A 10,722-nucleotide genomic window follows, 5' to 3' on the forward strand; every position below is an offset into this window, starting at 1 on the left:
AGGGCAGGATGGGCGGGTGCGGATCCTGCGCGTCGGCGTCCACGCCGTCCTGCTCGAACTCGCCGACGGCGACGAGGTCGACGCCTGGCGCGCCGAGCTCCTGCGCCGCCGCGCCGTCGGTGAGCTGCGCGCGATCGAGATCGTGCCCGGCGCGCGCACCATCCTGCTCGACGGCGTCACCGACGTCGCGACCACGGCCACCCTCGTCGGCGGCTGGGGTCCGCCGCCGGCCGCCGGCCCCGCGACCGGCGACCTCATCAGAATCCCCGTCGAGTACGACGGTGAGGACCTCGCCGACGTGGCCGCCGCCTGGGGCACCGACGAGGCCGGCGTGATCGAGCGCCTCTCGGCCACCGAACTGCGCGTGGCGTTCTGCGGCTTCTCCCCCGGCTGGGGCTACCTGACCGGCCTGCCGCCCGAGCTCGCGATGCCGCGCCTGGACACCCCGCGCCAGCGCGTCCCGGCCGGCTCGGTCGCCCTGGGCGGCGAGTACGTCGGGATCTACCCCACCGCCTCGCCCGGCGGCTGGCGGCTGATCGGCCGCACCGACGTGACCCTCTTCGACGTGACCGCCGACCCCCCGGCTCTGCTCACCCCGGGTAAGCGGGTGCGGCTGGTGGCAGTCGCCGCCACCCGCGACGAGCCGGTGCCCCTCGAGGCCGCGCGATGATCGAGATAACCCAACCGGGCCTGCTCACGACCGTGCAGGACCTCGGCCGCCCCGGCTGGGCGCACCTCGGCGTGCCGCGCTCCGGGGCGCTGGACGTGCCCGCGTTGGAGCTCGCGAACCAGCTCGCCGGCAACGTCACGGGCGCCGCGGGGCTCGAGGTCACCATGCGCGGCTGCGCGTTCCGCACCCACGTGTCGACGGTCGTCGCCGTCACGGGCGCGCCGACCGAGGTGCTCGTCGACGGCGGGACGGCACCGTTCTGCGCGCCGCTCGTGCTCGCGCCCGGCTCCACGGTGGAGATCAAGCCACCGCGCACCGGGGTGCGGACCTACGTCGCCTTTGCCGGCGGGGTCGTCGTCCCCGAGGTGCTCGGCAGCCGGGCCACCGACACGCTGTCCGGGCTCGGGCCGTCGCCGCTGAAGGCGGGCGACCGGCTGCCGCTCGGCATGACCTGGCACGACCCGACGATCCTCGACACGGTCCGCGGCCGGCGCACCCGGTGGGACGAGATCACGCTCGCCATCAGCCTCGGCCCCCGCGACGACTGGTTCACCGACGAGGCGATCGGCACGCTGCTCGGCACCGCGTACTCGCTGAGCATGAAGAGCAACCGGGTCGGCGCGCGGCTCACAGGCCCCAGCCTGACCCGCGCGGTGGCCGGTGAGCTGCCCAGCGAGGGGATCGTCCTCGGCGCGGTGCAGGTGCCCGCGGACGGGCAGCCGCTGGTGTTCCTCGCGGACCATCCGACGACCGGTGGGTACCCGGTGATCGCGGTGGTCGACGCGGCGGACCTGCCGCTGCTCGCGCAGGCGCGGCCCGGCGCGGCCGTGCGGTTCCGGCAGACGGGCGGGCATGGACCTCAACGCTGACCTGGGCGAGGGGTTCGGGGCGTGGCGACTCGGCGACGACGACGCCCTGCTGTCCGTGGTGACCTCGGCGAACGTGGCGTGCGGGTTCCACGCGGGCGACGCGTCGACGATGCGGCGGGTGTGTGCCGGCGCCGCGTCGTCGGGGGTGTCGGTGGGCGCCCAGGTGGGCTACCGCGACCTCGCGGGGTTCGGGCGCCGACGCATCGAGTACGCCCACGACGAGCTGCGCGACGAGATCGTCTATCAGGTCGGGGCGCTGTCTCTGCTGGCCGCGTCGGAGGGAACCTCGGTGCGGTACGTGAAGCCGCACGGGGCGCTCTACAACGTGGCGGCCGTCGACGACGGTCAGGCGTCGGCCGTGGTCGACGCGGTGGTCGCGGCCGGGCGGCTGCCGGTGCTGTGCCAGCCGGGGTCGCGACTCGCCGTGCTCGCGGCCGGCGCCGGGCTGCGGGTGGTCGCGGAGGGGTTCGCGGACCGGGGGTACCTGGCGTCCGGACGCCTGGTGGCGCGGTCGGCGCCCGGGGCGCTGATCACGTCGACCGAGGCGGTGTGCGCCCGGGTCGTGCAGCTCGCGACGACCGGGACGCTGGTGGCGGTCACCGGGGAGACGATCGAGGTCCCGGTGGAGTCCATCTGCCTGCACGGCGACACTCCCGGGGCGGTCGCGCTGGCCCACGCGGTCCGCGCGGCCCTCGCGTCGGCGGGCGTGCGCGTCGCGCCCTTCACGTCGGCGACCTGACGGTCAAGATCGCGCGTGACCTGCAGGTTCTGCTGCTACGCGACCTTCTGGAAACAGCAGAACCTGCAGGCTACGTCCCATTACGGGTGGGGTCAGGCGTCGAGGCCGCGGAGGATCAACGGGAGGCGGGGGGTGCCTGCGTCCGTGATCTGGACCGGGACGCCCCAGTCCTGGCGGGTCAGGTGGCAGGCGGCGTGTTCCGCTTCGGCGTCGCAGGTGGCGGCCTGGGCCGTGACCTGGAGGACCCCGTTCGGGACGCCGGCGGCGATCAGGAGGCGGCGGGACAGCTCCGGGCCGGTGCCGGCGCCCTCCAGCAGCAGTTCGGGTGGCGAGGCGGAGACCACCAGGCGCGTGGACGGGCCGAACGAATCGTCCAGCTTCTGGCCCGGGGCCGGGGTGAAGATGACGTCGAGGGTCACCTCGCCGGGCGTGAGCAGGGTCGGCGGGCGCTCGGTGTGCTGGCGGGCGCCGGCGACCGCGCCGGCCTCGGCCAGGGCGCCGGGGGCCAGTCGGGTCAGCCGGTGTGCGGCCGACTCGACGATGATCACGCCGCCGTCCTCGGTGAGGACGATGTCGCTCGGCTCCGCCAGTCCGGTCGTCACCGTGGAGACGGTCTTCGACGCCGGGTCGTAGCGGCGTACGGCGCCGTTGTAGGTGTCCGCGACCAGGACCGCGCCGTCGGGCAGCGCGCCCACGCCCAGCGGGTGCTGGAACAGGGCGTCGGTCGCCGGGCCGTCCACGTGACCGAAGTCGAACAGGCCCTGGCCGACGGCCGTGTGCATCGCGCCGTCGCGGACGTAGCGCAGCGCCGAGGACTCGGAGTCGGCGATCCACAGGGTCGTCCCGTCGGCGCTCACCGACAGGCCCGACGGCTGGGCCATCCAGACCTGGTCGAGCGCGCCGTCGCGCAGCGCCTCGACGGTCGTGCCGGCGTACACCCCGGTGGTGCGCTTGACCGGGTCGTACCACCAGAGCTGGTGGATGCCCGCCATGGCGATCACCACCCGGCCGTCGAACCAGGCCAGGTCCCACGGGGACGACAGGTCGGCGGCCAGGGCGTCGTGCGCGACCGTGTCGACGGTCGAGCGCCAGGCGTTGCCGGTGCCGGCGACGGTGGTGACCTCGCCGGTGGTCAGGTTCACGCCGCGCAGCTTGTGGTTGACGGTGTCGGCGACGACGAGGTCGTAGCCGGCGATCCCGGCCTCGTGACGCGGGAGCAGGCACAGGCCGGCCGGCTCGTTGAAGCTCGCCTTCTCGGCCGGGCCGTCCGCGTCACCCCGCTCGCCGGAGCCGATCCGGCGGACGAGCGTCTCGCCGTCCGGGGCGAGCTCGACGAGGCTGTGCTGGGCGGAGTCGGCGACCAGCAGGTTCCTGTTGGGCAGCGCGATCGCCTTGCCGGGGAAGCGCAGCGTGGTCGAGGTGTCGGCGGGCGGGACGTACGGGCCGTCGCCGCGCCGGAGCGTGCCCTTCGCCTCGTGCGTCGCGATCAGCTCGTCGATCAGGCGCGCCAGGCCCTCGGCGTGGCCCTCGCCCGCCATCGCGGCGACGACGTACCCCTCGGGGTCGATGACGTTGAGCGTCGGCCAGGCCTTCGCGGCGTACTGACGCCACATGCTCAGCTCGGGGTCGTCGAGCACGGGGTGGGCGACGCCGTAGCGCTCCACGGCCGCCGCGAGCGCGGCCGGGTCCTTCTCGTGCTCGAACTTGGGCGAGTGCACCCCGATGATCACGAGCACGTCGCCGTAGCGCTCCTCCAGCGGCCGCAGCTCGTCGAGGACATGGAGGCAGTTGATACAACAAAAGGTCCAGAAGTCGAGTACGACGATCTTGCCGCGCAGATCGTTCAGGGTCAGGTCGCGCCCACCCGTGTTCAGCCAACCCCGTCCGCGCAGCTCCGGCGCCCGTACCCGTGCCATGACCACCATCCTGCCCGACGAGGGCAGGCCTACCGCACGCGCGCCCAGCTAACCGCCCTGATCCTGGCGCTGCTGCTGTCCCGGACGGCGGTCCGCCACATCCTTCAGCGAGCCTCGAACTGAGTCTTGGGGCCGCTAACGGCCTATGGGACGGTGACGGCCCCAAGATTCAAACGCGTCACACCCGGTGTCGGCCCGCTGGGCGGCGGTGCAGGTGGCTGGCCGCGAACAGGACGAGGCCGAGCAGGATGAAGCCGGCCGACCAGGGGACGATCGGGCCCGCCGGGCCGCCGGTCACGGGCAGCGTGCCCGACGGAACCGGACCGATCACCGGGATCACCGTCGGCCCGGCGACGGTCACCACGGCGCGGCAGCGGGTGTCGGTCGAGCCCGCCGCGCAGTTCGAGCCCGGCGTGGTCGAGGCGACCACGTTGGTGAGCCGGCCGTCGCCCAGGTGCGGGTCAGCCACGGTCACGGTGTAGGTGATCGTCACCGAGGCGCCGGCCGCGAGCGGGCCGTTCCAGGTCATGCGCGGCTCGCTGTACGCGGGCGCGGGACCGGCGGACGCGCGGGCGTCGCCGCCGTACGCGGCGTCGTCGAGTACCCCGGTGAGGTTGTCCGTGTAGTTGGCCGGGTCGAGGTCGCCGGTGCCGGTGTTGGTCAGCGTCACCGTGTACGTCACGACGTCACCGGGCGCCGCCGTGTCCACGCTGGCCCTCTTCGTGATGGCCAGGGCCGGGACCGCGACGGTCGTCGCGCACTCGGGCGCCGGGTCGACCCTGGGGCAGTTGGACAGCGGCGGGCCGACGACCACGTTGGCGAGGCGGCGGTCGCCGGTGTCCGGATTGTTGATCTTCACCTGGTACGTCAGGACCACCGGCTCGGCCGTCGTCACGTCGCCGGTCCAGGACAACCCGGACGCGTCGATCGTGGGCGCCGCGCCGGACGAGGCGGTCGCCGTGCCGGTGACGGTCGCGTCGTCGAGGACGTCGGCGAGGTCGTCGGTGACGGTCGCGTCGGCGTACGTGGCGGTGCCGGTGTTCGTGATCGTCACCTGGTAGGTCACGACCTCACCCGGTTGCGCCGTGGTCGAGCCGGCGTGCTGCGTGCGTACGGCCTTGGCGATGTGCAGGCCGACCACGGGTACGTCCGTCGCGCACGGTTCGGGCAGGTCGACGGTCGCGCAGTTGGAGGCCGGCGGGCCGACGACCGCGTTGCGCAGTCGGCGGTCGCCCGTGTCCGGGCTGTTGACCCGCACGGAGTACCGCAGGGTGACGGTCTCACCGCCCGGCACGTCACCGGTCCAGGTCACGAACCCGCCGCCGAACGTCGGCGCCACCCCGCGGGTGCTGGTGGCCGGGCCCTCGTACACGGCGTCGTCGAGCACGCTGGACAGCGGGTCGCCGATCCGGGCGGCCGGGTACGTCGCGACGCCCGGGTTGGTCACGGTGATCGTGTAGGTGACCAGCCCGCCCGGTTCGACCTGGGTCCGGTTGGCCACCTTGTTGATGACCAGGTCGGCGACGTCGACGACGGTGCCGCAGACCGGGTCGGTCGAACCGGTGGCGCAGTTGGAGTTGGCCGGGCCGACGACCGTGTTGCGCAGCGACCAGTCACCCGGGTTCGGGTCCTTGATCTTCACGGAGTACGTGAGGGTGATGGTGCGACCGGCCGGCACGTCGCCGCCCCAGGTGAGGTTCGGCGAGGTGAACACCGGGTCGGGCGGCTTCGGCGCGCCCTGCGACGTGGCGCCGACGTAGGTCGCGTCCTTGAGCACGTCGGTCAGGTCGTCGGTGACCGTCGCGCCCGGGAAGTCGAGGTCGGCCAGCGGGTTGGTCAGCGTCACCGTGTACGTCACGGTCGCGCCGGGCACCGCGACCGCCAACGGGCCGGACGCGTCGCTCACCGCGACGTCCTTGGCGATGGTCAGCTGCGGTACGGGCACGGTCGTGCCGCAGTCGTCGGCCGGGGCGGGCTCGGCGCAGTTGGAGTCGGCGGGGCCGACGACGAGGTTGGTCAGCCGGTGGTCGCCCTCGTCGGGATCGTTCACCGTGACCGAGTACGTGATCGTGACGGTCTGACCCGCGGGCACGGTGCCCTGCCAGGAGACAGTCGACGTCGCGTACGTGGGTGTCGGCGGCGTCGGCGTGCCGGTCGCGGCCGCGTCGTTGTTGTAGGCCGCGTCGTCGAGCACGCCCGTGGCCAGGTTGTCGGACATCGTGGCGTTCGGGTAGTCGGCCTGGCCAGCGTTGCGCAGCGTGACCGTGTACGTCACCGTCTGGCCGGGCGCCGCGACCGCCGGGGTCACGGACTTGCTGACGATGAGCGCCCGGATGATGACGACGTCGTCGCAGTCAGGATCGGTGGAGCCGACCGGGCAGTTGGAGTCGTCGGGGCCCACGACCGCGTTGCGCATGCGCTTGTCGCCGGTGCCCGGGTCGGCCACCACCAGGGTGTAGGTGATGGTCAGGGTGCCGTCCGCCGGGATCAGGCCCGTCCAGCTGACGGTCGGCGCGCTGTAGGTCGGCGCGGCCGGCGCGGTGCCGGTCCACGAGCCCGTCGCGGTCGCGTCGCCACCGTAGGCGGCGTCGTCCAGGTCCCCGGTGAGGTTGTCGCTGATCGTCGCACCCGGGTAGTCGGTCGGGCTGACATTCCTGGCGGTCACGGTGTAGGTGACCGTGTCGCCGGGGGCGGCCGAGTCCACGCTCGCCGTCTTCCCGATCACCAGGTGGCGTACGGGCACGGTGGTGGTGCAGCGCGGGTCGGTGCTGCCGGTCTGGCAGTTGCTGCCGGCCGGCCCGGTCACGACGTTGGTCATCCCCCAGTCGCCGGTGTGCGGGACGGTCGTCGGGACGGTCACCGAGTACGTGATCGTGACGGTCCCGCCGGCCGGCACGTTGCCGGTCCAGGCCAGCCTGGGCGCCGTGTAGGTCGGCGCGGACGGCACTGGCGACCCGGTCGCGGCGGCGGTGTCGTCCCAGGTCGCGTCGTCGAGGACCTCGGTGAGGTTGTCCGTGATCGCGGCGCCCGGATAGTCGTCCGTGCCCGGGTTGTGGACGGTGATGGTGTACGTGACGCGGTCGCCGAGCTGCACGGCCGTACGGCTGGCGGTCTTTGAGATCACCAACTGCTGGGACCGGATGGTGAGGCGGACGTCCTCGACCTCGCCCTGCACGGTGCTCGACCCGACGGGTGACGGGTTGGCGACCGTGCCGGCGTAGATCCGCAGGCGGACGTAGCTCTGCCCGGACCCCAGGCCGGACAGACCGGACCACGTCAACGGCACGCTGGTGGCACCGGCCGGCACCGGGGCGGTGATCCGCTCGCCGGCGTCGAAGGCGCCGTTGCGGTCGGCGTCCAGCCAGGCGGCCAGCGTGGCCGTGGCGCCGGACGTGTTGGTCACCGCGGCGCTGGCGGACATGCTGGTGGCGGTCGTCAGCAGGGCGGGCAGCGGCGCGGTGAACGCGTCCTCCAGGGTGTCGCCCAGGCCGTCGTGCGGCATGCGGGCGTCCTGCTCGCTGGAGACGTCGGCGCCGAGCCCCACGGTGCGCGTCAACGCGATCGGGTTCGACGGCCCGTTGTCGTCCTTCGACGTGTGGTACGAGTCGGGGGCGTCACCGTAGTCGTGGGCGACGAGGCAGCCGGCACCGTCGTTGACGTTGACGTCGCTGCCCGTCCCGACCTGGATGCCCGCGGCGACGGCGCTGCCGGCGATCGGATCGGCGGCCGTGGACGCGCTCAGGTCGAGCTGGAAGATCGGGCCGTCGTTGCGGGAGACGAACATGTTGCCGACCGCGTCGAAGTACACGGCGCCGTAGTAGCGGGCCGAGGCGGGCACCTTGCGCCCCAGGTTCGTCAGCGTCGTGGTCGCGCCGGTAGGGGCGAACGCCAGGCGCCACAGGTTGCCGCTGTTGTCGACCGAGTACGCGAAGCCGTCGCCCGGGTTGAACGCGAGGTCGCGGATGGCCGGCGCGGCGCTCATCGTGGTCTTGCTGATGAAGCGGCCGAAGTTGGCCGTGTCCGCGCTGTTGACGTTGATCCGGTAGGCGTCGCGGGTGTCGAGGTCGACGACGTACAGGATGGTCCCGTCCAGCGACGTCGCGCCGGACGTGTAGTCGCCGGCGGGCAGGGCGACGTTGGTCGTGCTGTTGCGCACGGGCCGGATGACGTTCGTGCGGTTGATCGGGTCGATGTCGATGAACTGGCGCTGGCCGACCACGATGCCGTAGATGTGGCCGTCGACGCCGCTGGCGCCGATGGCGTTGTAGGCGACGTTGTCGGTGCCGGGGATGGCGGTCATGGTGCCGGCGGTGAGGTCCAGTTCGAAGAGCTGCACGCGCGACCCGTTCGCCGCGATGGCCCGGCTCAGGTAGGCGGTGTCCGTGCAGGCCGTGGTGTCGCCGGGGGCGCGACCCGGGGCGGGGGTCACCGTCGCGGTCGCCGGCAGCACGCCGCCCGGCCAGCTCAGCAGCCCGATCAGGGCCGCGAGGATGACCGGCGGTCGCAGACGGCGCCGCGGTCGCCCAGAAAGGACCGGTCCCTGGTCAATCGCCACGAATGTTTAATAGCACTGCTATCACCCGAAATAGCAATCTTTCGCATTAACAGCGTTCAAACGGATGTCCGAGATGATTTCGGGAGCTCGGCCTCAGACCCGTCGCGCTGGCCCGGAACGTCGGCGGCGGACGGCAGGTCCCGACCATCCTGCGCCGGCGTCAGGCGGGCGCGCAGGCTCAGCGCCATGACCGCCGCCAGGGCGCACCCCGCGGTGACCATGATGACCCACAGGGTGGACCGGTGCGCGCCGATGAGCGGGGCGGCCGTCACCGGGCCGATGATGCCGCTCAGACCCCAGATCATCGAGCTCAGCGCGTTGTACCGCCCCCGCACCGCGTCGGTGGCCAGGGCGTTGGTGATGGCCGGCATCACCGGGGACAGGAGCGTCTCGCCCGCCGCGAAGATCGCCGCGCAGGCGATGACGCCGACGATCGCCAGCACCGCCGCGCCGCGCTGCCCGGCCATGCCCGCCGCGCCGAGAACCAGCCACGAGAAGCCCATGACGGCGGCCGCGCCCGCGAGCGCCCCGGTGCGGCTGCGACCCTCGAGCCACTTCAGCACGAACAGCTGCGACACCACGATGACCACGGTATTGGCCGCCAGCGCCCAGCCGACGGCCCGGGCCGGCGCGCCCGCGATCACCGTGGTGAACGCGGCGAAGCCCACCTCGATCTGGGCGTACCCACAACTGGTGAGCACGAGGCCGAACAGGATGAACCGCAGGAACGCGCGGTCGCGAAGGACCAGCGAGTACCCACCCTGGGTCTTCTGTCTGGTGGTCGGGGGGTCGACCAGCCGGCGGCCGACCGCGGGCATGCTGAGCAGAATGCCGAACGGGATCACGTAGGTGAGCGCGTCCAGCGCGTAGAGGAGCTGGAACGTGGCCGGGTCGGCCACGTCCACGATCAGGCCGGACAACATGCCGCCGATGCCGATGCCCAGGTTGAGCAGGGTGAAGGACAACCCGAAGGTCTTCTGCTGTTCGTCGGCGTCGGTGAGCGAGGCGAGGATGGTGTTCTGCGCCGACCACAGCGCCGGCCCGCCGAGCGCCGAGACCGTCAGCACCGCGAACGCGGTCGGGACGTTGTGCACGAACGCGAGCGCACCCACGCCGGCCGCGTCGAGGAGGAACAGCGGCAGCACGACGCGGCGGGCGCCGAAGCGGTCGACCAGCGTGCCGCCGAACGGGGCGACGACCAGCGCGACGACACCGAACCAGCCGATGAGCAGGCCGACCATGCCGGCCTCGATGCCCCGCACCTGGTGCAGGTAGATGAACAGGAACGGCAGGGTGAGGCCGCGGCCGATCGCGGAGACGGCCGTGCCCGCCAGGATGCGGCGGGCCTCGGGGCGGCGGGGCAGGGCGGCGCGGAGCATCTCCGCAGTCTGGGCCGGGGGTGTGACAGGACGCGAGCGGTTTTCGCCCGCGCCCCGTCAGCGGCTCAGCTGGCGGCGGGCGCCAGGCAGGCCACCTCGTCGGACTTCGTCGCCGACTTGAGCACGATCGCCGGCTGCGACGGGTCGGGGCACTTGTCCACGCTCGCCACCCGGTTGGTGATCTTGTAGGCGCCGCTGGTGGAACAGTCGACCACCGCCGCGCCCGTGCCGTCCTGGCGGACGCACGCGCCGACCTTGTAGTCGTCGCCCGTGCCGCCGAGGGCGAGGAAACCGATCGCGGCCGCGCCGCCGATGACGATCACGGCCCCGACGATGGCGAGGATGATGACCAGGCCCTTGCGCGACTTCGGGGCCGGCGCGGGACCGCCCACGTACGGCCAGCCGCCGGTCGGCGCGGCCGGCGCGGGCGGCTCAGCGCCCGGACGGCCGTAGTCACCGCGGGGCGACTGCCCCTGCGGGGCGTTGGCGCCGCCGAAGACGCCCGGCGCGGGCGCGCCGTAGGTCTGCGGACCCTGGTTGGGGGTGGCCGGCGCCTGCCAGGCCGGGGCGGCGGGCGGGGCTTGCGGCGGGGCC

Annotated in this window: 6 protein-coding genes and 1 pseudogene; 3 read left to right on the forward strand and 4 right to left on the reverse strand. The window is 73.1% G+C overall.

All coding sequences use genetic code 11. The features are described 5' to 3' along the window. Positions 1 to 16 precede the first annotated feature (16 nt). The 3 genes from ABD211_RS09975 to ABD211_RS09985 are packed head-to-tail and all read left to right on the forward strand — an operon-like array spanning position 17 to position 2,278. Positions 17 to 670 (forward strand): 5-oxoprolinase subunit B family protein, encoded by a 654-nt coding sequence (locus ABD211_RS09975; RefSeq protein ID WP_344128607.1) that lies wholly within the window; start codon positions 17 to 19, stop codon positions 668 to 670. After that, positions 667 to 1,539, forward strand: coding sequence for a 5-oxoprolinase subunit C family protein (locus ABD211_RS09980; protein WP_344128609.1), 873 nt, complete (start codon positions 667 to 669; stop codon positions 1,537 to 1,539). Before ABD211_RS09975 ends, ABD211_RS09980 begins: the two co-directional genes overlap by 4 nt. Continuing rightward, positions 1,523 to 2,278 (forward strand): LamB/YcsF family protein, encoded by a 756-nt coding sequence (locus ABD211_RS09985; protein ID WP_344128611.1) that lies wholly within the window; start codon positions 1,523 to 1,525, stop codon positions 2,276 to 2,278. The genes ABD211_RS09980 and ABD211_RS09985 overlap by 17 nt, the downstream gene beginning before the upstream one ends. A 92-nt stretch (positions 2,279 to 2,370) precedes the next feature. On the opposite strand, the gene ABD211_RS09990 is transcribed toward ABD211_RS09985, so the two are convergent. The 4 genes and pseudogenes from ABD211_RS09990 to ABD211_RS10005 form a co-directional block, all read right to left on the reverse strand. After that, entirely contained in the window at positions 2,371 to 4,203 is a 1,833-nt protein-coding gene (locus tag ABD211_RS09990; RefSeq protein WP_344128613.1) for an NHL domain-containing thioredoxin family protein, read from the reverse strand. A gap of 169 nt (positions 4,204 to 4,372) precedes the next feature. Further along, on the reverse strand, positions 4,373 to 8,749 hold the full coding sequence (locus ABD211_RS09995) for a DUF7927 domain-containing protein (protein WP_344128615.1): 4,377 nt from the start codon (positions 8,747 to 8,749) through the stop codon (positions 4,373 to 4,375). A gap of 56 nt (positions 8,750 to 8,805) precedes the next feature. Next, positions 8,806 to 10,128 (reverse strand): MFS transporter, encoded by a 1,323-nt coding sequence (locus ABD211_RS10000; protein WP_344128617.1) that lies wholly within the window; start codon positions 10,126 to 10,128, stop codon positions 8,806 to 8,808. Between the two features lie 65 nt (positions 10,129 to 10,193). Next, a pseudogene (locus ABD211_RS10005) lies at positions 10,194 to 10,722 on the reverse strand (hypothetical protein); the annotation flags it as partial.

Source organism: Luedemannella flava, from assembly GCF_039528515.1.
Taxonomy (GTDB): domain Bacteria; phylum Actinomycetota; class Actinomycetes; order Mycobacteriales; family Micromonosporaceae; genus Luedemannella; species Luedemannella flava.

What these genes read in the sequence shown, in the direction of transcription:
- ABD211_RS09980 (WP_344128609.1), top strand. Translation starts at nt 667, where the DNA reads ATGATCGAGATAACCCAACCGGGCCTGCTCACGACCGTGCAGGACCTC.
- ABD211_RS09985 (WP_344128611.1), top strand. Translation starts at nt 1,523, where the DNA reads ATGGACCTCAACGCTGACCTGGGCGAGGGGTTCGGGGCGTGGCGACTC.
- ABD211_RS09990 (WP_344128613.1), bottom strand. Translation starts at nt 4,203, where the DNA reads ATGGTGGTCATGGCACGGGTACGGGCGCCGGAGCTGCGCGGACGGGGT.
- ABD211_RS10000 (WP_344128617.1), bottom strand. Translation starts at nt 10,128, where the DNA reads ATGCTCCGCGCCGCCCTGCCCCGCCGCCCCGAGGCCCGCCGCATCCTG.